A 23688-nucleotide genomic window follows, 5' to 3' on the forward strand; every position below is an offset into this window, starting at 1 on the left:
AGCGAAAGCGGTTACTCGTACAGCCAGGTCTCGTCGATGCGCTCGTAGTCGACCAGCTCCTCCTCGTCGAAGTAGAGGTCGATCTCGCGCTCGTTCGCGCCGGGGTCCTCGTGGTCCGCGGCGTGAACGACGTTCCGGCCCAGGTCCAGGGCGTAGTCGCCCCGGATCGTGCCGGGTGCGGCCTCGGCGGGGTCGGTGTCGCCGATGATCCCCCGCACCTGCCGGGTCGCGTCCTGCCCCTCCCACACCATGGGGACGACCGGGCCGGACGTGATGAAGTCCGTCAGGTCGTCGAAGAAGGGCTTGTCGGTGTGCTCGGCGTAGTGCTCTTCGGCCTGCGCCTGGCTCATCCGGATGAACTTCGCGCCGACCAGCTTCAGGCCGCGCTCCTCCAGACGGGAGACGATCTCGCCCACGAGGCCGCGCTGGACCGCGTCGGGCTTTGCCATCACGAAGGTGCGCTCGCGCTCGCTCATGCTTCGGTCTCCTCGGGTTCCTCGGCCGCCTCGGCGTCCTCGTCAGCGTCGGCGGCTTCGTCGGTCGTGTCCTCCTCGGCAGTCTCGGACTCGGTGTCCTCCTCGGCAGTCTCGGACTCGGTGTCCTCCTCGGCGGATTCCTCCGCGGGTTCGTCTTCCGACTCGGCCGTCACGTCCTGCTCCTCGCGGTCCGCCTCGGCGGCGGGCTCCGCTTCGGTCTGTGCGGCGCGCCGCTCCTTCTGGGCGTGGGCCTCGTCGGTCCACTCGGTGTCGCGCGGCTCGCGGCCGAGGTCGGCGTTCTTCTCGCACTTGCTGGAGCAGTAGTGGACCGTGCTGCCGTCGGTGCTGACGAACATCGTTCCGGTGCCGGGCTCGATCTCCGCGCCGCAGTAGTCACACTCTCGGGTCTGTGGCATCGTTACTGCCCTCCGATGGAGTCTGCCTCGCGGGCCGTCTCGCGGAGCTGGAGCACGTCGCCCTCGCGGACGGGGCCGAGGCAGTTTCGGGTGATGATCCGACCCTGATTCTCGCCTTCCCGGATGCGGCACTTGACCTGCATGGCCTCGCCGTGCATCCCGGTCTTGCCCACGATCTCGATGACCTCTGCGGGCGTGGATCCGTCTTCGGACTCTTCAGCGCTCATGCGTTATCGCCTCAGCGAAGGTCCTCGACTTTCTCGGCGATGTCCTCGACGTCGTCGCCGGCGTCGCCGGCGTCGACGACCGCGGCGGCGGCGCTGCCGACTTCCAGGCCGGCCGCGTGGCCGACGTCGTCCTGGTTGTCGATGAAGACGTAGGGGATCCCCTTCTCGTCGGCCAGCTCGGGGAGATGCATGACGATCTCCTCGGGCTGGACGTCCTCCGCGACGTAGATGAGGTCGGCGTTGCCGCGCTCGACCGCCTTCGTCGTCTCGTTCGTACCTTTCTTTACCGTTCCTGTGTCTCGGGCGACCTCGAGCGCCTCGATGGCGTCGTCCTGGAGGTCGGCCGGGACGTCGAAATCTGCGTACACTGGCATTGTTAGTTCACCTCCCGCGCGTGGGCTCGCGCTCCCCTGCCGTCGCCGCCGTGCGGCGAACCGAGGGCCGCTGGGTGAGCCCTCGACCGCCGGCGTCCGGCGGCTTGAGTCCTGTGTGGCTAGGAGCATCATCAACCCCGCGCAGGCTGTACAGGCGAATAGCGCACCACCCCATAAAAGCGCTTTCAAACGTGCGACGGCGTGTGAGGGGCCGACACGCCGTGGAGAAAGCGCCGGCCGGCAAGCGCAAGACCCCTTAGGACGGGGGGCGAACGGCCGGGCATGTCAGTCGACTCCCTCGCCCGCTCGCTCCGGGTCGAAGCCCGCGGGAGCGATGCACGCCGACTCCTCGTCCTCGCCGGGGAGCGCGAGCGCTGTTACGACGCGCTCGAACGGGTGGTCGACGGGGTCGACCTGCCGCTCTCCCGGACGACGCTGGTCGGCCCGGACGACCGCCTGCAGTGCGAGCACCTGCCGCTCCAGCGCGCGGGCGACCTGCTCGGCGAGACCCGCGACGCCGTCGCCGTCGACTGCCACGACGAACTCCGGCCCAACGCGGTCGGTCGGGTCGTCGGTGCGGTCGACGGCGGCGGCCTGTTCGTCCTCCTGACGCCGCCGCTGGACGAATGGCCGGAGCGCCGCGACGGGTTCGACGAGGGGTTGGCCGTGCCGCCGTTCGCCGTCGGCGACGTGACCGGCAACTTCCGGCGGCGGTTCGTCCGGACGCTCCGCGAACACCGGGGCGTCGCCGTGTACGACGCCGATTCGGGGACGGTGGAGCGCGACGGCCTGACCGACCCCGCCCCCCGGTTGCCTGCGGAACCGGTCGCAGTCCCTGACGGCCGCCAGTTTCCCCGCGCCGCCTACGAGGCGTGCCTGACCGCGGACCAGGCCGACGCAGTGCGTACGTTCGAGCGCCTGCGCGACCCAGGGCAGGCCGTCGTCGCGGAAGCCGACCGCGGGCGCGGGAAGTCGAGCGCCGCGGGGCTCGCCGCCGCCTCGCTCGCGCTCGCCGGCGACGACGTGCTGATCGCGGCCCGGCAGTACCGGAGCGCGCGCGAGGCGTTCCTTCGCGCACGAGAACTGCTGGCCGCCGAGGGGGCGCTCGCCGGCGGCGACGAGGACGGGCCGAACCCCCAGTTGCTCGACGCCGCGGACGGGGGTCGGGTCCGGTTCGCCGGCGCGACCGAGGCCGCGAGCCTGCCCGACGACCCCGACGTGGTGTTCGTCGACGAGGCCGCCGCGCTCCCCGTCTCGCTGCTGGAGTCGTTCCTCGCCGCGGACCGCGTCGCCTTCGTCACCACCGTCCACGGGTACGAGGGCGCGGGGCGCGGGTTCTCCGTCCGCTTCCGCGACCGCCTCGCCGAGAGCGACCACGAAGTGACCGACGTGCGCCTCGCCGACCCGATCCGCTACGCGGGCGGCGACCCGGTCGAGGTGTGGGCGTTCCGCGCGCTCCTGCTTGACGCGCGGCCGGCAGTCGACCCGGTCGTCGCCGACGCGACGCCCGAGGACGCCACGTACCGGCGGCTCACGCCGGACGACCTGCTCGCCGACGAGCGCCTGCTCCGGGAGGCGTTCGGCCTGCTCGTGCTTGCCCACTACCGGACGGAGCCGAACGACCTCGCCCGCCTGCTGGACGCGCCGAACCTCGAAGTCCGGGCGCTCTGCCGGAATGGCCACGTCGTCAGCGTCGCGCTGCTCGCCCGCGAGGGGAACCTGCCGGCCGACCTGCGCCGGGAGATGTACGACGGCGCGCGGGTGAAGGGGAATATGGTCCCGGACGTGCTGACGAGCCAGTTGCGCGACGAGGCCGCCGGGGTCCCCGCCGGCCTGCGCGTCGTCCGGATCGCCACGCACCACGCCGTCCGGTCGCGCGGCTTCGGGTCGCGCCTGCTCGACGCGGTCCGGGGGGAGTTCGACGACCTCGACTACCTGAGCGTCGGCTACGGCGCACAGCCGGGGCTCGTGGACTTCTGGCGCGAGAACGGGTTCTCGGCGGTCCACCTCTCGACCACGCGGAACGACGCGAGCGGCGAGTACTCCGCGGTGATGCTCGCCCCGCTCTCCCCGGCCGGCCGGGACCTCCGTGACCGCCACGCGCGGCGGTTCGCCGGCCGGATCGGCGGCGTCCTCTCGGACGCGCTCGACGACGCCGACCCCGACGTGGTGCGGGCGGTCCTGCGGTCGGTCGAGACGACGCCCGAGGTCGACCTGACCTCCTACGAGTGGCGGGTCGTCGCGGACGCCGCGTTCGGGCCGGGGCTGTTCGACGCCTCGCCGTCCCCGTTCCGCCGCCTCGCCGTCGCCCATCTCGTCGACGGCGAGGCGGACCTCACGGCCCGCGAGGAGCGCCTGCTGGTGCGCCGCGCGCTGCAGGCGCGGGACTGGTCGGCCGTCGCCGAGGCGCTCGACTACCCGTCGGCCCGGCAGTGCATGCGCGCGCTCGGCGACGCGTACGCGCCGCTGGTCGAGACGTACGGCGACGAGACGGCCCGCGAGGAGCGCGAGCGCTACGCCGACGGCGGCTGACCGCCGTCACCGACAGAGCGAAGGGCTGGCGCGCCGAACCGGCGGCCATGCGGGAGTGTACCGAGGACGAGTGCGACCGCGAGGCGGCGGTGCTGTTGCGGATCCCGTGGGCGGCGAACCGGGTCGTCTGTGCGGCCCACGCGCGGGTGCTCGGGCAGCGGGACGGGATCGTCGCCGACCCGCTGGAGAACGCCGACCTATAGCCAGCGCGCCATCATCACTTCGTCGACGTAGTCGTCGTCTAGCTTGTAGTGGTCCTCGCGGATCGCCTCGGTCTCCCAGCCGTGCCCCGCGAGGAACTGGATCGCCGCCTGGTTCGTCGACGGGATGCTGTTGTATATCTTCTCGTAGTCGCTTTCGGACGCCCAGTCGACGCCGCGCTCCATCAGCCGGCCGCCGATGCCGCGGCCGCGGTACTCCGGCAGGACGCCGAGGGTGAGCCGGGCGGTGTGGCGGAGTTTGCCGACCTCGGGCACGTTCAGGTGGACCCAGCCGACCACCTCCTCCTCCACCGTGGCGACGAAGAACACGCGGGACTCCAGTTCGTTGTGCCGGATCAGCACCTCCTCGTGGTCGACCACGTCGGCCACCGTCTCGGCCTCGATGTACGCGCCCTCCTCCGCGACCTCGCGGATCGCGCCGACCAGCCCCGTGAGGTCCTCCTGTCGCGCGCCGCGGATCGTGCAGTCGACGCCGGCGGCGCTGAACTCCTCCTCGTCGACCTCCTCGAAGGCGACGCGCAGTTCGCCGTCGACCTCCTCCAGCACGCCGTCGCGCTTGAGGATCGCGATGTGGTGACCGAACGCCCGCGGGTCGATATCCAGCGCCCGGCGCAGCCGCTTTGGCTTGATCGACCCGTGTCGCTCCACGTAGTCGTATATTTCTCCCCGGTCCTCGTGGCCGAACTCGAACTCGCCGGTCAGTTCCATGTGGATAGGTACCAGTCCCCAGAACTTAGCTTTTGTCACGAAAGTTCGGCACTATCGGCGGGCGCGTCGCCCGCTGCGCCGTCACTTCGGCAGCCACACCAGCGGCACGTGCCGCCACGCCCACCGCTTGTCGGGCTTGTCGGTGACCTCCCAGAAGCTCCGGGGCCACGTCCCGACGGCGTCGTGGATGTCGCGGTACGAGAGCGTGCTCTCGCCGTCGAGTACGAGCCGGAAGCGGTCGGCGAACGCCTCGGGGTCGAAGTCGGGGTCGGGGTGTTCCTCGGGGTTCTCGACCATCTCGCGGTGGTGGGCGCGCGCCAGATCGTTCATGTAGCCGAGCACGAGGTGGCCGCCGGGTGCAACGGCGTCGTAGAGGGACTCTAGGGCGGGTTCGGAGTCGGCGACGTACGCGAGCGTCCCGAAGCAGTGGACGAGGTCGAACGCCCGTCCGGGGTCGAAGTCGGGGAGCACGCCGCGCTCGAACGCGAGGTTGTCGAGCCCCGCCGCCCCTGCCTGCTCGCGGGCGTCCGCGAGCGCCGACTCGGCGGCGTCGTAGCCGACGACGGTCGTCTCGGGGTACTGCTCGGCGACGTGGCGGGCGACGACGCCGGGCCCGCAGCCCACGTCGGCGAACGACTCGGGCACGCCCTTCTCGGCGAAGAAGTCGTCCAGCAGGCCGCGGACGTGGTGGGCGCTCGGCGTGGCGCTCGCGCGGCGGTCCTCGTCGGCCTCGGTCCAGAACCGGTTCCAGTTTATCGTGTCGTCGTGGGTTGGATCCGTCATTGGTGGGAGGATGGTCCGTCGCTGTGGCCCCGTCGTCGCCGCGCTGGGCAGACGCGAGGCTGGTCGTCGCGCGGACCGTTCCCGGCGTCTGACCGCCTTGTGACGGCGATCACTGGCCGGACCAGTAGGTACGGGAAACTGTTAGAAAAGGACACCGATTTAATTTCGTCTGTTTACTGTACTTAAGAATTGGTGTGGTGAAACAAGTATCTGTCGGTATCGATCAGTCCGGGACGCCCGTCAGCACGCGCGCCACGTCGTGGACGTTCTCCGTGTCCAGCAGCGCCTCGGCGGCGGTGCGGACGGTGAAGTCGGCGTCGATGTCGATCCCGTAGCAGGCGGCGTACAGCTCCAGCCACTCGTTCATCGTGCGCTCGAGGCGCGCGAACTCGGCCTCTCCGAACCGCACGGCGCGGCCGCCGGTCCGACACTCCACGTACAGCGAGACGGTCGGCCCGAACCCCTCCCGGAGGATCGCCATCGCGCGCTCCTCGTCCGGCGGGTCCTCGGACGGCTCGAACGACGCCCGACGCTGCCGGAGCGTCTCGGCGAGGGCGTCGATCCGGTCGCCGACCGCCTCGGGCGTCGGGTCGTCGGTCACCCTTCGCGGTACTCGACGCCCTTGCCGCCGGCGGGGTGGTCCCAGTCGGTCTCGGCGACGACCGCGCAGGTGCCACACTCGACGCAGGGCTGGGTGTCGAGGCTGACCAGTCGCTCCTCGTCGCCGTTGGTCTTGACCGTCTCCTCGCGGTAGCAGCCGCCGCCGAAGTCCGTCGCGCTGACGGGACAGGCGGTGACTGCTGTGCCTGACGCCTCGTAGGAGTTGTCGAGCAGGTCGATGTGGGGCTCGCCCACGTCGTACGTCAGGTCGCCGATGCGGTCGTCGAGCTCCGGCGGTTCGACCTCGCTCACGTCGGTCACCGGCTCGCCCAGCTCCTCGGCGATCACCGTCGGGACGGTGACGTAGGGGAGCTTCGTGTCCGGGATCATCGAGACGAGCGTCGGCGAGGAGTACGCCCGCTCCAGCAGGCCACCGGCCGCGCGGACCCCCATGCGGCCGAGCGGCGAGTCGACCAGCGCGTCGGCCACGTCGTCGACCGGCCCGGCCTCACCGAGCTTCCCGAACACCTCGTAGCGGGTGGGTTTGAGCTTGTCCATCACGCCCTCGTCGTTGAGCTTCGCCTCGTACAGCCGGCCGGCCGCGTGCGGGTCGCCGCGTGACTTCGCGTCGGCGAACGCCTCCGCTGCGAGCGCGCCGGCGGTGACGGCGTGGTTCATCCCCTTGATGATCGGTCCCTGGGCCTGCATCTGGCCGGCGGCGTCGCCGACCAGCACGAGCCGGTCCCGGTGGGGCGACTCGTGGGCCACCTTCTTCGAGTCGGGCACCAGCTTCGCGCTGTACTCCCGCTCGTCGTACTCGTCGCCGAGCCACTGCGCGAGCAGGGGGTGGGTGAGCAGCCCGTCGAGCAGTTCGTGCGGTTCTGCCGCCTCGTCGGCCAGCGAGTCGAGGTGGAACACCGTGCCGATCGACAGCGAGGCCTCGTTCGTGTAGAGGAACCCGCCGCCCCGGACGCCGTCGAACAGGTCGCCGGAGAACAGGTGCGCCTCGCCCTCGTCGTCGTCGATGTCGAACCGCTCGTTGATCACCTCCGGCTCCATGTCGACGACGGCCTTCACGCCCTGGAACCACTCGCCGGGGTCCTCCCAGTCCATCAGGCCGGCGTCCCGTGCCAGTTCGGAGTTGACGCCGTCGGCCGCGACGATGAGGTCGGCCTCGATGGGTTCGAGTTCCTCGGTCCGGACCCCGACGATCTCCGCGCCGTCCCGGAGCAGCCCGGTGACCCGGACCTCCGTCAGCAGGCCCCCGCCGGTCTCCCGGGTCATCTCGTGGACGCGCTCGGCGAGCCACGAGTCCATCTTCCGTCGAAGCACGGCGTCGGCCCACTCGGTGTCGTGGTGGTGGAGGTCCCCGATGTCGAACGTCTTGACCTTCTCGCCGGCGACGTTGTGGATGTAGTTCTCGGTGACCGGTCGCTCGGCCGCCTCCGCGCGGAAGTCGGGGAACAGGTCGTCGATCGTGTACGGCGCGGACTCCTCGGCGTAGATGAGTCCGCCCGACACGTTCTTGGCGCCGGCGTCCACGCCGCGTTCCAGCACCAGCGTCTCTACCCCGTTCCGTGCCAGCGTCGCCGCCGCCGCGGCCCCGCCCGGGCCACAGCCGACGACGACCGCCTCGTAGTGTTCGTGCTCAGTCATCGCTTGCCTCCTGCACTGCCTCGGCCAGTTCGCCCGCCTCGACTGCCTCCGTGAGACGGGGGAGCACTTCGAACAGGTCACCCTGTACGTAGTAGTCGGAGAAGTTCCGGATGTCGGCGTCCTCGTCGGTGTTGATCGCGATGATCGTGTCCGACTCGTCCATCCCGACCTTGTGCTGGACCGCGCCGGAGATGCCGGCGGCGACGTACACGTCGGGTTCGACTTCCTGCCCTGACTCGCCGATCTGGCGCTCCTCCGTGATGTAGTCCTCGACGTGGCCCTCGAAGCTGTACGAGGAGGTGATCACGCCCCGGGAGAGCCCCAGGTCGGCCTCGTCGAACGCGTCGACCAGGTCGAGCGCGAGTTCGATCCCCTCGGTCGGGTCGTCGCCGATGCCGCGGCCGACCGCCACGACCACGTCGTTGCCGGTGAGGTCGACGCCGTCCGACAGCCGGTCGTACTCGGTCACGTCGACGCGGAACCAGTCGTCGGCCAGTTCCATGTCGTGTTCGACGACTTCCGCCTCGCGCTCGTGGTCGGGGTCCGGTATCTCGAAGCTCCCGGGGATCACCGACCCGCCCTGCGGGTGGAAGTCCCGGTTCGGCTTGTCGATACAGAGGATCGTCGAGTACTCGAAGCCGGAGAAGTCCGGCCGCTTCATGTGGAGGACGCGCTCGAACTCCTGTTTGCTCCCGCCGGTTTTGGCCGGGTTGGAGATCATCGCGTTCTCGATGTACAGCCCCGAGCAGTCGCTGGCGAGGCCGGAGTCGAGTTCCCCCTGTACCAGCGCCGAGAGGTCCCGCCCGTTGTTCGTCGCCGGGAACAGCGTGTACCGGGGTTCGTGGTAGTCCTTCCAGGCAACGTCCTCGCGACCCTCGGCGGCGAGGTCGCCGCCGGCCCGCATCATGTCACAGACGATCTCGGTGTAGGGCTTGTGGCGGAACCGCTCCAGCCGGTCGTCCTCGTGGTGGACGACCAGATCCGCGCCGAGCGAGACGACCTCGTCGACGTAGTCGGTCGCGTCGTCCCCGACCAGCACGGCGACGACGCGCTCGTCCTCGTCGTACTGGTCGTTGTAGTCGTCCATCAGCTCGCGGGCCTTGCCGAGCATCTCGCGGGACACGTCGAGTAGCTGGCCCGCCTGCGTCTCGCAGTACACCCACATGTCGCGGTACTCGCCGTCGACGGTACCTTCGACCCACTGCTTGTCGTTGGTCGGGTGGTCGAGTTCGGGGTACTTCTCCTCCGGCGGGCGGTCGTCTATCTCCGGCCCCTCGCCGTCCTCGTCCTCGCTCCCCTCGACGGAGTCGATGCGGCTCTCGATCTGCGATTTGGCGGTCTTGCGGTCCGCGCCCGCCTGCTCGCGTTCGAGGAGGTCGCGCAACACGTCGGCGTCGTCGATGTCCCGCACCATGTTCGCCACGTCGGCGACGGTCAGGTCAGCCAGATCGACCGTCTCCGGGTCGACCTCGCCGTCGTCGTCGGCCTCGACCTTCTCGATGCGGTCCTCGATCAGCGTCTTGACGGGCGCGCGGTCCTCACCGCCTTCCTCCAGTTCGAGCATCTCGCGCAGCTCGTCGGCGTCGTCGACCTCCTTGATCTTCGGGCCGAGCTCCGCGATGTCGTGGTCGGTGGGGTCTATCTCGGGCATCGTCAGTCACCCGCCGCGTACGGCGCGAGTTCGTCGACCAGTTCGTCCATCTCCCCCTCGTCGTCGGGGTCGACCGGCGTCGCCTCGCGCTCGGAGGGCGCTTTCGGGATCGGGTCGACACCGGAGACGATCGTCGGGGACCCGTCCAGCCCGATGTAGTCGGGGTCGAGGTTCAGCGCCTCGTGGTCCCACACCGTGAGGTGGTCCTCGAAGCTCTCGGCGCGTTGCTGGGTCTCCTCGCGCAGGTCCTTGTGTGCGAGTCGGTGGCTGGCCTGCCGGTAGCTCGGCTCGAACTCCGGGTCGGCGACGATGAAGGCCGGCATCGGGGCCTCGATCGTTTCGATCTCTGAGATGTCGCCCTCGACGAGGCGCTTGGCGCGGACCGTCCCCGCCTCCTCGTCGACGTCGAGCGAGATGACGTGCGTGATCATCGGCCAGTCGAGACACCAGCAGGTCTGTGGGCCGGTGTGCCCGGTCTCGCCGTCGGCGGTCTTGAAGCCCGCGAACACCAGGTCCGGCTCGTCGTCGAGCTTTTGAAGTCCTGTGGCGACGGTCATCGCAGTCGCCCAGGTGTCCGCCGCGCCCATCTCGCGGTCCGACAGCAGATAGAGGTCGTCGGCGTACACGTCGCGCATCCCCTCCTGCAGGATCTCCTTGTAGCCGGGCGGTCCCATGCTCATCAGCGAGACGTGGCCGCCGTTGCGGACCTTCGTCTGGAACGCCGCGCGGAGCGCGTGTTTGTCGTTCGGATTCATCACCGTCGGCGTCTTCCCCCGTTCGAGGTGGCCGTCCTCGTCGAAGGACACCTGCCCCTCGCGGAAGTCGGGGACGCCTTTCGTCAGTGCGACTGTGTGCATAGTTGTCAGTTTCCTCGTGGAAGATACTAACCGGCAGTCGGTAATAGTCTTTTGTGGAAGTCACCCGCGTCGCCGCGCGTCACGACGGGATCAGATCCGCCCCGCACGACCGGCGTCCACGTCGATGGCGTCGACCGGGCAGACGTCGACACAGAGCATGCAGTCGATGCACTGGGCCTCGTTGGCGGGGTCGGCCTTGATCTCGCTTTCGGGATGGCCGGGCGTGTCGACCCACTCGAACACGTCGACGGGACAGTCCTCCAGACACGCGCCGTCGGCCAGACAGATGTCGAAGTCGACCGCGACGTGCGTCCCGTGGATGCCCAGGGTCTCCGGTTCCTCCACCGGCCCCCACACGTCGTGGCCCTCGTGCTCGTCGACTACCTCGCGGTTCTCCTCGAAGTTGGCATCGATGCTCATTGGTAACTTTCCTCAACTCCACTACACGGATGGTCCCCAAAAGATTTTGCACGAACGTTCCTGCGGGTCCGCAGTCACAGTCCCGCCATACCGGTCCACGTCAGCCGCACGCCGACGACCAGCAGCAGCAAGTACACCGCCGCAGTCCGGTACTGCTCCGGGATCCTCGACCGCACACGCTTCCCGGCGGCCACGCCGGCCAGCCCCGGCAGCGCCGCGGCCAGCGAGACGACGAGGAGGGCGGTGTCGGCGTAGAGTCCGAGCGCCCCGGCCATCCCGATCCTGACCAGCCCGACGCCGAGCAACACCGATGCGAGGACGCCGACGAACACCCCCCGTTCCAGGTCGAGTCGGTCGAGGTACGCGACGACCTGCACGCCGACGTTGGTCGCGCCGAACACGAATCCCGAGACGAAGCCGAGCCCGACTTTCGCCGCCGGGTGTGCGGTGAAACAGCGCCGCTTGAGCGTCTCGCTACCCGGAACGCCGAGCCGTTGCTGCTTCGTGGCGACGTACCCGAGCGTCAGGAGACCGAGCGACAGCGTCATCGGGGCGGCCGGAATGCGGCGCAACAGCGCCATCCCGACGGCGGTGCCGACCAGCGCGGCGGTCGCGTAGGGCCAGAACCGGCGGACGCAGCTCCGGAGCGAATCGCGGTCGAGTTCGCTCGCCAGCGAGGCGTTCGCCGCGACTATCGGGACGATCATCACCACGACGGCGTCCCGTGGCGGAAGGGTCGTCGCCAGCACTGCCGTCCCGACGAGCGCGAACCCGAACCCCGTGATGCCGGCCACGACGCCGCCGCCGACGACCGCGGCAAACACGACGGCGGCGACACCGCCAGCCAGACCGACCATCGTACTCCGGCGTTCATCGGGCCGGATAATGAACGTTGGTCGGTTTCCCGACCGCAGCGCCACGACGCCGGTCCCAGTAACTTACTCTTCCTGCTGGGCGTCGACGACCGCGACACCTGCGAGGTTCACGATGTCTTTCACCTCGTCGCCGCGCTGGAGGACGTGGACCGGCTCGTCCATCCCGACGAGCATGGGGCCGATCGCCTCCGCGCCGCCGAGGCGCTGGAGCAGCTTGTAGCCGATGTTGCCCGCTTCGAGGTTCGGGAACACGAGCACGTTCGCCGGCTCGTCCAGGTCCGAGAACTCGTAGGTACCCTCGAGGATGTCCTCGACGACGGCCGTGTCGGCCTGCATCTCGCCGTCGACCGGGAAGTCGACCGCGGGGTCCTCGCGGAGGCGGCGGGCGGCCGCGCGGGGCTTGCGCGTCCCCTCGTTGTCGACGCTCCCGAAGTTCGAGTACGACAGCATCGCCGCACGGGGTTCGACGTTGAACCGGCGCGCGAGTTCGGCCGTGTGGCGAGTCACCTCGGCCAGCACGTCCTCGTCGGGGTTCTGGTTGACCGTGGCGTCGGCACAGAACACGACGCGGTTCTTGAACGTGAGCATGTAGACGCCGGCCGCGTAGTCGGCGTCCTCGGCGGTGCCGATCACCTGCAGGGGCGGCCGCAGCGCCGACGGGTAGTGGTGGGTGAGTCCCGTCAGGAGTGCGTCTGCGTCGCCCTGCTCGACCATGACGCTCCCGAAGTAGTTCGTGTCACCCCGGACCAGCTCGCCGGCCTCCGTCTCCGTGATCCCCTTGCGCTGGCGGATCTCGTAGAGCCGGTCGGCGTACGCCTCGTAGTCTCCGTCACTTGGGTCAGCGACCTCCGGGTCGAAGTCCAGCCCGAGCCGGCGTGTCGTCGTCCGGATGCTGTCCTCGTTGCCGAGCAGGACCGGCTCGGCGATCCCCTGGTCCTGGATCTGGTATGCCGCCCGGATCATCTTCTCGTCGTCGCCGTCGGCCAGCGCGACGCGCTTGGGGTCGGATTTGGCCTTGTTGATGACGACCCGCATCATCTCGCGGGACTTGCCGAGGCGGGCCTCCAGGGTCTCGACGTACGCCTCGGTGTCGAGTTCCGACCGGGCCGCCCCGGAGTCCATCGCGGCCCGCGCGACGGCGGGCGCGACCTCGAACAGGACGCGCGGGTCGAGCGGCTTGGGGATGATGTAGTCCGGGCCGAACTGGAGGGGCTGGTCGCCGTAGGCCTTCACGACGGCGTCGGGCACGTCCTGCTTGGCGAGGTCAGCCAGCGCCTCGGCCGCGGCGACCTTCATCTCCTCGTTGATCTCGGTCGCGCGCACGTCCAGCGCCCCGCGGAAGATGAACGGGAACCCGAGGACGTTGTTGACCTGATTGGGGTAGTCCGACCGCCCGGTCGCCATGATGACGTGGTCGTCGCGGGCGTCCTTCGCCTCCTCGTAGCCGATCTCCGGGTCGGGGTTGGCCATCGCGAAGATGATCGGGTCGTCGGCCATCGACCGGACCATCTCCTGGTCGACGATGCCGCCGATCGAGAGGCCGACGAACACGTCCGCGTCCGCCATCGCGTCGGCCAGGTCGCCGCCGGGCACGTCGCGGGCGAACTCGCGTTTGTACTCGTTGACGTCGCCGGCCTGCGCGCGCTCCTCGGTGATGATCCCCGAGGAGTCACACATCGTGATGTTCTCCTTGCGCGCGCCCAGCGAGACGTAGAACCGGGCCGTGGCGATCGCGCTCGCGCCGGCCCCGGAGAAGACGATGTCGAGGTCCGCGAGGTTCTTGCCGGCGATCTCGGCGGCGTTGAGGAGGGCGGCCCCCGAGATGATCGCGGTACCGTGCTGGTCGTCGTGGAACACGGGGATCGACAGCTCCTCGCGGAGGCGCTCCTCGATGGTGAAACAGGCCGGCGCAGCGATGTCCTCCAGATTGATCCCGCCGAACGTCGGCTCCATGCTGACGACGGTGTCGACGAAGGCCTCTGGGTCGTCCTCGGCCAGCTCCACGTCGAACACGTCGATGTCGGCGAACCGCTTGAACAGGACCCCCTTCCCCTCCATCACGGGTTTCGACGCCTGCGCGCCGATGTCGCCGAGGCCGAGCACCGCGGAGCCGTTCGAGACGACGCCGACGAGGTTCCCCTTCGCCGTGTAGCTGTACGCCTCCTCGGCGTCGTCGCGGATCGCCCGGCACGGCGCGGCGACGCCCGGCGAGTACGCGAGGCTCAGGTCCCGCTGTGTGTTCGTCGGTTTCGTCGTCGATATCTCGATCTTCCCGGGCGGCTCCTCCCGGTGATACTCCAGTGAATCCTCGTCAAGTCCCATGGATGGAGAACGTCGCCATCCCCCGATATAAACTTTGACGAAAAGACAGTTCGACGAACGTCGAACTCACCGCGTCAGCACGCCGTGCCGTTCCACCGCCACGTCGCGGTCGACCGCGTCGACCTCCTCGGTCGGCCAGCGACCGGTCCGGGTGAGCACCTCGAAGCCGTCCTCGGTGACGAGCACGGTGTCCTCGCTTTTCGCCCCCTGAACCGTCGGGTTCCAGGCGTAGGCCATGGGCGTCGTGACGCTCGCCTCGCTGTCGGGCGTCGCGATCCACTCCCGGCCGGCGAAGCCTGCTGCGCCGCCCTGGTGGTGGTTTTGCCACTCGCCCTCGTGGCCGACGGCGGCGTACGCGTCCTGCACCGCATCGAAGACGGTTCCGGCGTCGTCGCCGTTCCCGGCGGCCTCCCGGGTCGCGGCCAGGGCCGTCGCCTCGACCGTCATCGCGGCGTCGTGGCGCTCGTCGAGCCACGCCGGCGGGTCGAACGCGACGGTCCGCGTGAGGCTGGCGTGGAGTCCGTCGCGCTCGACGGTGACCGACACCAGCACGTAGTCACCGATCTCGACCTCCTGCGGGGTGTAGTGGCGGTACTGCTGTGCGCGCTCGCTCCCGCCGACGAGGACCACGGGTGCTTCGAGGTTCCGGGCCGACAGCGCGACGCGCAGGGCCGAAGCGACCTCGTGTTCGGTGTCGCCCGGTTCGACTTCGTCACAGACTGCTTCGACCGCGGCGGCCGCCGTTTGCCCGACCTCACGGTTCGCCTCGACGTCGTCCTCGGACAGCGGCATCCGTAGCGATGTCGGGTCGACGGTGTCGAACCCCGGCACGTCGAAGTCGGCCGCGGCCGGTTCGGGCGCGTAGGATCGCACGCCCTCGGCGAGCGAGTCTTCATACCACTCGGTCTCGTGGACGGCCACGTGGTCGGCCAGTTCCTCGTCCGCGAGGCGTGGCGCTTCGATGTTGTCCGTGACGACCGTCACGCCGTCACCGTCGTACCCGGCGGCGGCGACGCCGATGTCGGTCTCCCTGTCGACGACGTTGTTCCCGCCGGTGAGCCACGCGAAGCTGTTGGGTCGCGCGAACCAGACGGATTCCAGGTCGTTCGCCGACAGGTACGCGTCGAGTCGGTCCTCTCTCATGGCCCGTACCTGACCGCACCCGCTCTTGAACCCACCGGACGCCCACTGGTCGTCAGAGCCGATTCGACGATCGAACCGGGCGACCTAAGTGCGCGAGCGCCCGAGTTTTACCGAACGGATGACCTCCGACCCCTCCGGTGCCGACGGCGACGCTGCCGGTACGATCGGCGACGAACGCTTCCGGGGTCTCGCCGTCGCGACGGCGATCACCACGCTCCTGTTGATCCTGATCGGCCTGTACACCGCCGTCGCCGGGTTCGGGCTGACCTGCGAGACGCGCTGGCCGCTCTGTGACGGCGCAGTGTTCGGCCTGTTCCCAGCGAACTGGGGCAGCTTCGTCGAGTGGTTCCACCGCCTCGTGGCGATGGTCACCGGCTTCATGATCCTCGGCCTGACTGGGCTGGCGTGGCGCGGCGGCCGTCAGCGCCGGGTCCGGTACGCGACGGCGCTGGCGACGCTCGTGCTCCCGAGCCAGATCGTGCTCGGCGCGCTCACCGTGACGGAGTACGAACTGCTGATCCTCGCGGCCCACTTCACGACCGCCCTGCTCATCTTCCTGCCGCTCATCGCCGTCGCCGCGTGGGCGGTCGACGGCGGGAGCGCCGATGCGACCGGACGGCTCGGCTGGTACGCCGGTCTCCCGCCGGTCCTCCTCGCACTCGGCATCGCTGCGGCGGCGTGGACGCTCCCGGACGGACCCGCCGCCGAACGCGTGGGCCTGATCGCCGGCACCGCACTCCCCCTGGCAGTCGTCTCGCTCGCCGCCGGACCGGCGGTGCGGGCGCTCGACGGTCGCCCCCGTCCGTCCCGCGCCCGCACCGCGACCGCCGGCGCGCTCGTCCTGCTCGCCGCCGGGATCGCTCTCACGCCCGGTCTGATCGCCGCGTCGCTCTCCATCACGATCGGCTACTACGCCGCCCTGCTCGCGGCGCTGGCCGGGCTGTTTGCCGCCGGCCTGTGGGCCGCCGACGCGGACACGGACGGATCGCTCCGGTCCGTTCGGCTGGCGGCCTTCGGTGCGACCGGGCTGCTCGCGGTCCAGCTGGTCGTCAGCCGGGTCCTGTTCTCCGCGAGTACGACGACGGTGCTCGCGGCGATGAACGTCGTCGTCCTCGTCGTCGCGGTCGCCGTGTACCGACTGAGTGGGCGGCTTGTTCGCGGCTCGACGGGCGGTCGGGCTGCGAGCGGCGACTGATACCGCCGGCGTCTCACCGTGTTGGCGGACTTGCTCCGCGCTGCTGCTAGCGAACAGGCGACCTCGGCGGACGCGAAGCGGTCGGTCGCACTACCGCGAACCGCTCCGCGACGGCTGGTCAGAACACGGCGAGGCTGGCCGCCCGATCCTGTATAAACCCTCGGCGGTCACATGAAGTCGTCGAGGCCGGACTGGCCGTCGTCCTCGTCGGGGTCGTCGTCCGTTGCGGTCTCGTCGGCGTCGTTCGCCGGGGCCCCGTCGTCTGAAGGTGCGTCGTTCGTCGACTCCTCAGCGTCCCGGACCGCCCCCTCGAACGCGCCGCCGGCGTTGTCCTCGACCGCCTCGTCGCGCAGTTCCCGTGCGTCCGCGACGACCCCCTCGACCTTGTTCGTCGTCTCGCCGCTGCCCGTGACGAAGGAGACGTCGCTCTCGTCCATGTCGTAGGCGGCGGCCATCTCGACCGTGAGTTCGCGGTTCTTGCAGTGGTGGGTCATCGTCGCGAGGAAGGGGAGGATATCGCGGCGCGCGGTGCCGATGCTCGTCCCGGAGCGCTCGGCTATCTCGCGAGCGATCCGGTCGCGTTGCTTGCGCGTCCCGCTCGTCCGCCCGAGCTTCGACCAGTAGCTCGGCGGCCCGTAGCGCGTCCACCCGCCCTTGCTCTCCTTCCGGGCGGCCGCGACGCCGGCGGTCATGTTGTCGCCGGCGTAGCGCCAGTAGGAGTAGTTCTGCGTCGCCCGCACGCGGCCGAGCCAGCGGTCGGCGTTCGCGAGGAAGCCGTAGGCGTCGGCGAGTTCGTCGCCGCGGTAGTCCTTCGGCATGTTGTCCTCGATCCAGTTTATCATGTCGTCGGGCGTCTCGTCCACGTCGTAGGAGGCGTACAGCGCTTCCTCGGCGTCCAGGTTCTTGATCACGTCGTCGAGGAAGTCGAAGATCCCCTCCGTCTCGTCGCGCGAGCCCGTGACAACGTCGTCCTCGGTGAGTCGCTCGGTCTCCTCGGCGAGCGCCTGGAGGTCGTTGATCGCCGAGCGCAGGTCGCCGCTGGTGCTGTCGGCGATCGCTTCGAGCGCGTCGTCCTCGAACTCGACGCCTTCTTGCCGGCAGATGTCCCGTAGAACCGGGACGATCGAACGCGAGGATACGTCTCGGAACTCGATCTCCCGGCAGGCGTCCCGGAGGCTGTCGCTCATGTCGTAGAACTCGTTGGCGACGAGCACGACCGGCTGGTCGGCTTCCTTCACGACACTCGTGACCGCACGGGAGCCGCCGTAGTCGGCGTTGCCGTGGAAGTTGTCGGCCTCGTCCAGAATCAGCAGGCGGCGGCCGGACTCGCCGGCGGTCAACGTGCCGGTCCTCGACGCCTCGCCGGCGATCCGTTCGACCACGTCGCCCGTCCGGCTGTCGCTGGCGTTGAGTTCCATGACCGGCCACCCCATGTCGCTGGCCAGCGCGTGGGCCGCCGAGGTCTTGCCGACCCCGGGGCTGCCGTGGACGATGGCGGCCTCCCGGTGGTCGTCCCACGTCTCGGCCCACTTCTTCAGTTCGTCGCGGGCCTTGTCGTTCCCCCGGACCTCCGACAGCGTCGTCGGGCGGTACTTCTCGGTCCAGTCGCTCATTACCGGGGGAAGGAACGATGCGCGTTTAGTGGTTGCGGAGCGGCCGCCCCTGCAGCCCGTAAGACGTAGGCCCGTCCCCGCCCGACCACGTTGCATGGACGCCGCGATCATCACGGTCGGGGACGAGTTGCTCGCGGGCGACACGACGAACACCAACGCCGCGTGGCTCGCGGCGGAGATCGCGGACCGCGGGAGCCGTGTCCGCCGCGTTCTCACCGTGCCGGACGACCGGCCGGTCATCGCCGAGCACGTCCGCGAGTGGGCGGCCGCGTTCGACGCCGTCCTCGTCACCGGCGGGCTGGGCGGGACGCCGGACGACGTGACGATGGAGGCCGTCGCGGACGCGCTGGACCGCGAACTCGTGCTCGACGAGGGGGAGCGCGAGCGGCTAGTCGAGAAGGCCCGTGCGTTCCGCGAGGAGAACCCCGAACTGGCCGAGGAGTACGATCTGGATCTCGACTTCGACGCCGCCGCGTCGCTCCCCGACGGCGCGCGGCCGCTGTCGACCGACGCGGGCTGGGCCCCGGGCTGTGTCGTCGAGAACGTGTACGTCTTCCCCGGGTTCCCCGAGGAGATGCAGGCCATGTTCGACCTGGTCGCGGAGTCGTTCGTCGGCGACGCCGTCGCCCGGACGGTGTGGACGCCCACGCCGGAGGGCGCGCTGGGCCCCGTGCTTGCCGGCGTCGACGAGCGGTTCGACGTTGCGGTCGGGAGCTACCCCGGCAAGGGGGAGACGCCGGGCCGACTGAAAGTCACCGGGACGGACGCCCGGGAGGTCGACGACGCCGTTGCGTGGATCGAGACCGAACTGGAGACGGTCGACGCTCCGGACGAGTGACCGATTCGTATCGCGGTATCCGGTTGATCGCCCCGTCGGACCGGTTCCCACACGTCCAGAACGCTTAACACACCGGGAGTGAAAGCCCGGAAAACCGATGTTCCCCGAGGAGATCGAGACGGAGCGGCTACGCCTGGTCCGCTTTAGCCGCGACCGCGTCGACCTGGAGACGGTCCACGAAGCGCTCTCCCGCGACGACGACACCGAGCGCGAACTCGCCCACGTCACGAAGACGCCCGACGACACGCTGAAGGAGACGTGGGACCGCTTCGTCGCAGCCGAGGAGAACTGGGCGGACGGCGAGAAGGCCCGCTACGCCGTCTACCCGCGCGAGAGCGAGGACGGGGCCGGCGAGTTCGCTGGCATGGCGGCGCTGACGCCCCACTGGGACCGGCGGAGCGCGCGGTTCAGCCTCGTCCTCAAGCGCCGGTTCTGGGGACGGGGGTACGCCGGCGAGCGCGCGATCGCGTTCATGGCGCTTGCGTTCGACCGGCTCGACCTCGATCTGGTGTCGACCGGTTACTTCGAGGGCAACGAGAACTCCCGGGCGGCGATCGAGAAGTACGTCGACCGCGTCGGCGGGCAGTACGAGGGCCGCCTGCGGAACTGGGTGCCCGACGGCGACGAGGTGCTCGACCTCCACCGCTACACCGTCACGAGCGACCAGTGGGCCGCGAACCGCCCGGACGACCGCGTGGTGTTCTCGGATGGCTGACCTCGGGGACCCGGCCGGCGACGCGCCGTTCCCGGCGACGATCCGGACCGACCGGCTCCGGATCGAGCGGCTCTGTCACGACGCCGTCGACCTGCGGAACTACTACCGCATCTGCTCGGGCGACGAGGACATCGAGGAGGTGACCGAGTACCTCTCGTGGGACCCACACGAGTCGATCCGCGAGACGAAGTCGTTCGTCGACATGGTCGAACGCCAGTGGGAGAACGGCGAGAGCGCCGCGTACCTGCTCCGCCCCCGCGACCCCGACCCCGACGCCGGGGAGATAGCGGGCGGGGCGGGGATCACCGTCGACTGGGAGCGCGACACGGGTACGCTCGGCGTCTGGCTCCGCAAGCGGTTCTGGGGCCGGGGGTATTCCGGCGAGCGGGCGGCGGCGTTCGTCCAACTCGCCTTCGAGCGCCTCGGACTGGATCTGGTCGCCGTCGAGCATCAGGTCGGCAACGAGCGCTCGAAGCGCGCCATCGAGAAGTACGTCGATCGCTTCGGCGGGAGCTACGACGGCCGACTGCGCAACTGGGCGGTCAAGGCCGACGAGGTGCGCGACCAGCACCGGTACACGATCAGCCGGGAGCAGTACCGGCGGAGCCGCGACGAGCGCACCGAAGCGACGGTTTAGAGGTCGCGGGCCACCAGCTCACCCCACGGCTCGAAGCCGTGCCGGTCGTAGAACGCCCGCGCCCGCTCGTTGTTCGCGTCCACGTCAAGCACCAGTCTGTCCAGCGGAAGGTCCTGGTCGCGGGCGGTTTCGAGCGCCCGCTCGATCAGGGCGTCCGCGACGCCGGTGCCGCGGTTGTCGGGCGCGACGTACACCTCGTTCAGCACCGCCGCGTCCCAGATCATCGCCAGCCGCTCGGGCAGGACGAACGCGTAACCGACGATGCCGTCGCCGTCGTCGGCGACGAGCACGCAGTCGGGGTCGTCGGCGACGCAGCGCTCGACCCACGCGAGGTAGCGCTCGCGGTAGTCGTCGGTGAGTTTCCCCTCGTAGGCCGCCGCCTTGTCATCGCCGCCAGTGTTCTCGCCGAGGCCGCGCTCGAAGGCGCGCTTGCACTCCCAGAGTCCCGCCGCGTCGGTGTCGGGGTCGTACGCTCGGACCTCCATGCGTCCACCTCCGCGTCGCCCCGTGTTCACTCCCCCGGTCCCGGCGAGCGTCGCTGGGACGCCCGGGTCAGGCCTGCGACCGGCGCAGTCGGCCGGCGACAGCGACGACGCTCGCGAGGACGACGGCCAGCTGGTCGCCGTTCCCGACGACCGGGAAGATGCGCTCGGGGGCGGGTTCGTCGCCGCCGCCCACGTCCGCGCCGGTGCTGTTCGGCTCGGGGTCGACCCCGGTGTAGAACTGCGTCTCGCTCGTCGACCCGCGGGCCGACTCCTCGATGTCGACGAACGTCTGGACGATCCCGCGGTCGGTGGAGTAGAACAGCTCGCCGTCGAACGCGTAGAACTGGTCGTGGACCGGGTACAGCAGGTTCACGCCGTTGAACGTCGCGTCCGGGACGATGCCGCCCAGCGTCACGGCCGCGACGGTAACCCAGCTCACCCGGACGCCGTACGACCCCCAGCGCTCGCGGAGCGCGGACCGCTCCCGGACGCGGGTGTCGTAGTAGACCGCCGCGCCGACGGCGGCGGGCAACAGCAGGGTGTGGAAGGCGGCGCGGTGCGCGCCGATGACGACCCAGCCGACGAACACGTCGAGGTCGATGAACACGGTCGCGCCGCCGACGACCGCCAGCGCCCGGGCGTCGAACTCCTCCGCCAGGAGCGTGCAGGCGACCAGACCGGCCAGCGCGACGTGGAACACGGTCGATGGCACGGGGGTGAGTTGCGGCCCGGAACGTATCAGCGTTCGCCATGGTTCGTCGTCCGTCGAAGGTCGCTTTCGATACACCTATTACCCGATCGGCCGACCGGCGAGCCATGGACGGCACGGACGACCCGCGCCGCGACCTGGCCGAGAAGGTCGCGGGCGAGATCACCCTGAGCGACGACCCCGGGGCGACGATGCGGAAGTGGCGCACCGACTTCGACGTGTCCCAGACCGACCTCGCGGCGGAACTCGGCGTCTCCTCTTCGGTGATCAGCGACTACGAGAGCGGCCGCCGGGAGAGCCCCGGCATCGGCGTCGTCGAGCGCGTCGTCGGTGGGTTGCTCGACATCGACGAACGCCGCGGCGGCGACCGCATCCGGCAGTACGCCCGCGTCATCTCCGCCGGGTTCGAGAGCGACATCGTGCAGGACCTCCGGGAGTACTCGACGACCGTGCCGCTGGAACGGTTCTACGACGCCGTCGACGCGACGGAACTCGTCCGCGGTGCGGGCGACCGCATCAGCGGCCACACGGTCATCGACTCCATCGAGGCGATCACCCGGCTCTCCAGCGAGGAGTTCTACCGCCTCTACGGGCAGAGCACGAACCGCGCGCTCGTCTTCACGGGGATCACCCGCGGCGAGTCGCCGCTGGTCGCCATGCGCGTCGTCAACCCGACGCCCAACGCCGTCATTCTCCACGGGATCACGGAGGACGAACTGTGGGACCACGCGCCGGATCTGGCCGCGATCGACGACTTCGCGCTCGCCGTCACCGACGCCGACCTGGACGCCATGCTGGAGTCGATGCGGGAGTTGCCGTAGCTTCCACGACTGCTCGTCTTCCCGGAACCGTCCCGCAGAAACCAGCCGCCGTTCCCGGTCGCTCGCCCTACTCCACGTACTCGTACTGGCGCTCGCCCATCCGGCCCCAGCCGGTGAAGGCGAACTCGCCGTCGGGCGACGTGAGCGGGTCGAGGTCGGTGTCCTTGTCGTGGTTGTGCGCGTCGTGGATCGACTCGTACTCCTCGAACGTCAGGTCGTGGCGTGCGCCGAGCTGTTCGTCGACGTTCATCGCGCGGACCTCCTCCGCCCAGCCCTCGACGACCGTCTCGGCGTGGATTTCGGCCTGCGCCCCGCTCCCGTAGGAGCCGACGAGCAGGCGCTGTCCGGCCAGGTCGACGTCGTTGTCGAGCGCATGGCGGAGGGCGCTCGCGCGGGCGAGGTGGACCGAGCCGGTGTACCAGTTACCGACCTCGCGGGAGATGGAGAGGGTCGGCTCGATGGTGTTCCCGTACCAGTCGCGGTACCCCTCCGTCTCCTTCAGCGCGTCCATGTAGTCGCGGACGGCCTCCTCGTAGGCCTCGTCGTCGTCGAATCCTTCGGGGCGGGGCTGGCGGCCGATCTCCTCGGCGAACTCGTCCTCGACGGGCGTGTCGCGGATCATGTGGCGGAAGCCGAGCAGCCCGGCCTTCCGGACCATCCCCGGGAACGGCGTGTGGAACGGGATGTACGCGTAGTCGTCGGGGTGGGTGTCACCCGCCACGCTCTCGAAGTCCTCCAGGGCCTCGCGCATCCGGGCGAGATACACCTGCATCGAGCGCTTGCCGTCGACGCTCGGGAACTGCTGCTGGGGCTTGAGGAAGTCAGTCTCGTCGGCGCTGCCGTACCCCTGCTCCGTGCTCAGTTCGACGACGCTCGGGTCCTCGGTGATGAGCATCGCGACCGCGCCGGCTCCCTGCGTCGCCTCGCCGGGGTCGTCGCGGGCGTACAGCGCCGTGTCGGTGGCGATGACCAGCGCCGCGCGGCCGCGGTGCCGCCCGGCCTTGATCCAGTTGTACGCGTCGTCCAGGCTCTGGGTGCCCGAGATGCAGGCGAACTTCCGTTCGCCCTTGTTCGCGTGGTGGAAGTTCCCGTCGTACACCTGCTCCAGACAGCCGGCGACGTACGTCGAAACCGGCTTGGAGTTGTCGAACGCGCTCTCGGTCGCCACGTCGATCCGGCCGATGTCCTCCGGCCCGAGGCCCTTGCGCTCCATCAGCCGGTGGGCCGCGTTGGCCCCCATCGTGACGATGTCCTCGTAGCTGTCCGGGAACGAGCTCGCGTTCAGCCCCAGGCCCTTCGTGTACTTGCCCGGGTCCTCCCCCTTCGCCGGCGCGAAGGTGTTCGGCAGGTCCAGCTTCAGCCGCCCCGTTCGGATCTCGACGGCGTCGATGCCGACTGCAGTCATACCCTAGCG

Annotated in this window: 25 protein-coding genes; 7 read left to right on the forward strand and 18 right to left on the reverse strand. The window is 69.8% G+C overall.

Annotated features, from left to right (window positions below; all coding sequences use genetic code 11):
* Positions 1–11: 11 nt before the first annotated feature.
* Genes ndk through rpl7ae form a run of 4 tightly spaced genes read right to left on the reverse strand, consistent with a single transcriptional unit; the run spans position 12 to position 1493 of the window.
* On the reverse strand, positions 12–476 hold the full coding sequence (ndk, locus tag D8896_RS13215) for a nucleoside-diphosphate kinase (protein ID WP_121822576.1): 465 nt from the start codon (positions 474–476) through the stop codon (positions 12–14).
* Positions 473–892 carry a 50S ribosomal protein L24e gene (locus tag D8896_RS13220; protein WP_121822577.1) on the reverse strand — a complete coding sequence of 140 codons (420 nt, stop codon included), beginning with the start codon at positions 890–892 and terminating at the stop codon, positions 473–475. The genes ndk and D8896_RS13220 overlap by 4 nt, the downstream gene beginning before the upstream one ends.
* 2 nt (positions 893–894) lie before the next feature.
* Entirely contained in the window at positions 895–1119 is a 225-nt protein-coding gene (locus D8896_RS13225) for a 30S ribosomal protein S28e (protein ID WP_121822578.1), read from the reverse strand.
* An 11-nt stretch (positions 1120–1130) separates the two neighbouring features.
* The gene (rpl7ae, locus tag D8896_RS13230) at positions 1131–1493 is read right to left on the reverse strand and encodes a 50S ribosomal protein L7Ae (RefSeq protein WP_121822579.1); all 363 of its coding nucleotides are present in this window, start codon (positions 1491–1493) and stop codon (positions 1131–1133) included.
* A 282-nt stretch (positions 1494–1775) separates the two neighbouring features.
* On the opposite strand from rpl7ae, the gene tmcA reads away from it, so the two are divergent.
* Positions 1776–4025: a tRNA(Met) cytidine acetyltransferase TmcA gene (tmcA, locus tag D8896_RS13235; RefSeq protein WP_121822580.1), complete on the forward strand. Its 2250-nt coding sequence runs from the start codon at positions 1776–1778 to the stop codon at positions 4023–4025.
* A gap of 47 nt (positions 4026–4072) precedes the next feature.
* Entirely contained in the window at positions 4073–4228 is a 156-nt protein-coding gene (locus D8896_RS19460; protein ID WP_162991557.1) for a hypothetical protein, read from the forward strand.
* Here D8896_RS19460 and D8896_RS13240 read toward each other — a convergent pair.
* The 10 genes from D8896_RS13240 to D8896_RS13285 all read right to left on the reverse strand — a co-directional run bounded on the left by D8896_RS13240 (position 4223) and on the right by D8896_RS13285 (position 15261).
* Entirely contained in the window at positions 4223–4954 is a 732-nt protein-coding gene (locus D8896_RS13240; RefSeq protein ID WP_121822581.1) for a bifunctional helix-turn-helix transcriptional regulator/GNAT family N-acetyltransferase, read from the reverse strand. The genes D8896_RS19460 and D8896_RS13240 overlap by 6 nt on opposite strands.
* Positions 4955–5035: 81 nt before the next feature.
* Complete coding sequence (locus tag D8896_RS13245; protein ID WP_121822582.1) at positions 5036–5737, reverse strand: class I SAM-dependent methyltransferase; 702 nt, start codon at positions 5735–5737, stop codon at positions 5036–5038.
* Positions 5738–5960: 223 nt separating this feature from the next.
* Complete coding sequence (locus D8896_RS13250; RefSeq protein ID WP_121822583.1) at positions 5961–6338, reverse strand: hypothetical protein; 378 nt, start codon at positions 6336–6338, stop codon at positions 5961–5963.
* Positions 6335–7993, reverse strand: coding sequence for an FAD-dependent monooxygenase (locus tag D8896_RS13255; protein ID WP_121822584.1), 1659 nt, complete (start codon positions 7991–7993; stop codon positions 6335–6337). Before D8896_RS13255 ends, D8896_RS13250 begins: the two co-directional genes overlap by 4 nt.
* Positions 7986–9644: an electron transfer flavoprotein subunit alpha/FixB family protein gene (locus tag D8896_RS13260; protein ID WP_121822585.1), complete on the reverse strand. Its 1659-nt coding sequence runs from the start codon at positions 9642–9644 to the stop codon at positions 7986–7988. The genes D8896_RS13255 and D8896_RS13260 overlap by 8 nt, the downstream gene beginning before the upstream one ends.
* Before the next feature lie 2 nt (positions 9645–9646).
* Positions 9647–10501 carry an electron transfer flavoprotein subunit beta/FixA family protein gene (locus D8896_RS13265; protein WP_121822586.1) on the reverse strand — a complete coding sequence of 285 codons (855 nt, stop codon included), beginning with the start codon at positions 10499–10501 and terminating at the stop codon, positions 9647–9649.
* 90 nt (positions 10502–10591) lie between these two features.
* Complete coding sequence (locus D8896_RS13270) at positions 10592–10921, reverse strand: 4Fe-4S dicluster domain-containing protein (protein ID WP_121822587.1); 330 nt, start codon at positions 10919–10921, stop codon at positions 10592–10594.
* Between the two features lie 74 nt (positions 10922–10995).
* On the reverse strand, positions 10996–11778 hold the full coding sequence (locus D8896_RS13275) for a sulfite exporter TauE/SafE family protein (RefSeq protein ID WP_121822588.1): 783 nt from the start codon (positions 11776–11778) through the stop codon (positions 10996–10998).
* 81 nt (positions 11779–11859) lie between these two features.
* A complete protein-coding gene (locus D8896_RS13280; RefSeq protein ID WP_121822589.1) occupies positions 11860–14118 on the reverse strand; it encodes an NADP-dependent malic enzyme in 2259 nt (752 codons plus the stop codon).
* 66 nt (positions 14119–14184) lie between these two features.
* Positions 14185–15261 (reverse strand): M24 family metallopeptidase, encoded by a 1077-nt coding sequence (locus D8896_RS13285; RefSeq protein ID WP_121822590.1) that lies wholly within the window; start codon positions 15259–15261, stop codon positions 14185–14187.
* Positions 15262–15379: 118 nt separating this feature from the next.
* Between D8896_RS13285 and D8896_RS13290 the strand changes: the two genes are divergently transcribed.
* The gene (locus tag D8896_RS13290; RefSeq protein ID WP_121822591.1) at positions 15380–16456 is read left to right on the forward strand and encodes a COX15/CtaA family protein; all 1077 of its coding nucleotides are present in this window, start codon (positions 15380–15382) and stop codon (positions 16454–16456) included.
* A 167-nt stretch (positions 16457–16623) separates the two neighbouring features.
* Here the strand turns inward: D8896_RS13290 and D8896_RS13295 are convergent, their stop codons facing one another.
* The gene (locus D8896_RS13295; protein ID WP_121822592.1) at positions 16624–18069 is read right to left on the reverse strand and encodes a replication factor C large subunit; all 1446 of its coding nucleotides are present in this window, start codon (positions 18067–18069) and stop codon (positions 16624–16626) included.
* A gap of 94 nt (positions 18070–18163) precedes the next feature.
* Between D8896_RS13295 and D8896_RS13300 the strand changes: the two genes are divergently transcribed.
* The 3 genes from D8896_RS13300 (at position 18164) to D8896_RS13310 (ending at position 20259) form a co-directional block, all read left to right on the forward strand.
* Entirely contained in the window at positions 18164–18907 is a 744-nt protein-coding gene (locus D8896_RS13300; RefSeq protein WP_121822593.1) for a competence/damage-inducible protein A, read from the forward strand.
* 97 nt (positions 18908–19004) lie between these two features.
* The gene (locus D8896_RS13305) at positions 19005–19622 is read left to right on the forward strand and encodes a GNAT family N-acetyltransferase (protein ID WP_121822594.1); all 618 of its coding nucleotides are present in this window, start codon (positions 19005–19007) and stop codon (positions 19620–19622) included.
* Positions 19615–20259: a GNAT family N-acetyltransferase gene (locus tag D8896_RS13310; protein ID WP_121822595.1), complete on the forward strand. Its 645-nt coding sequence runs from the start codon at positions 19615–19617 to the stop codon at positions 20257–20259. The genes D8896_RS13305 and D8896_RS13310 overlap by 8 nt, the downstream gene beginning before the upstream one ends.
* Here the strand turns inward: D8896_RS13310 and D8896_RS13315 are convergent.
* Both D8896_RS13315 and D8896_RS13320 read right to left on the reverse strand, forming a co-directional pair.
* The gene (locus D8896_RS13315) at positions 20256–20744 is read right to left on the reverse strand and encodes a GNAT family N-acetyltransferase (RefSeq protein ID WP_121822596.1); all 489 of its coding nucleotides are present in this window, start codon (positions 20742–20744) and stop codon (positions 20256–20258) included. The genes D8896_RS13310 and D8896_RS13315 overlap by 4 nt on opposite strands.
* 67 nt (positions 20745–20811) lie before the next feature.
* Positions 20812–21456, reverse strand: coding sequence for a metal-dependent hydrolase (locus D8896_RS13320; protein ID WP_121822597.1), 645 nt, complete (start codon positions 21454–21456; stop codon positions 20812–20814).
* A 104-nt stretch (positions 21457–21560) separates the two neighbouring features.
* Here D8896_RS13320 and D8896_RS13325 point away from each other — a divergent pair, with 104 nt between their 5' ends.
* Positions 21561–22274, forward strand: a complete 714-nt coding sequence (locus D8896_RS13325) for a helix-turn-helix domain-containing protein (protein ID WP_121822598.1) — start codon at positions 21561–21563, stop codon at positions 22272–22274.
* Between the two features lie 67 nt (positions 22275–22341).
* On the opposite strand, the gene hmgB is transcribed toward D8896_RS13325, so the two are convergent.
* Positions 22342–23679, reverse strand: coding sequence for a hydroxymethylglutaryl-CoA synthase (gene hmgB / locus D8896_RS13330; RefSeq protein WP_121822599.1), 1338 nt, complete (start codon positions 23677–23679; stop codon positions 22342–22344).
* Positions 23680–23688 lie beyond the last annotated feature (9 nt).

Source organism: Halostella salina (assembly GCF_003675855.1).
Classification (GTDB): domain Archaea; phylum Halobacteriota; class Halobacteria; order Halobacteriales; family Natronoarchaeaceae; genus Halostella; species Halostella salina.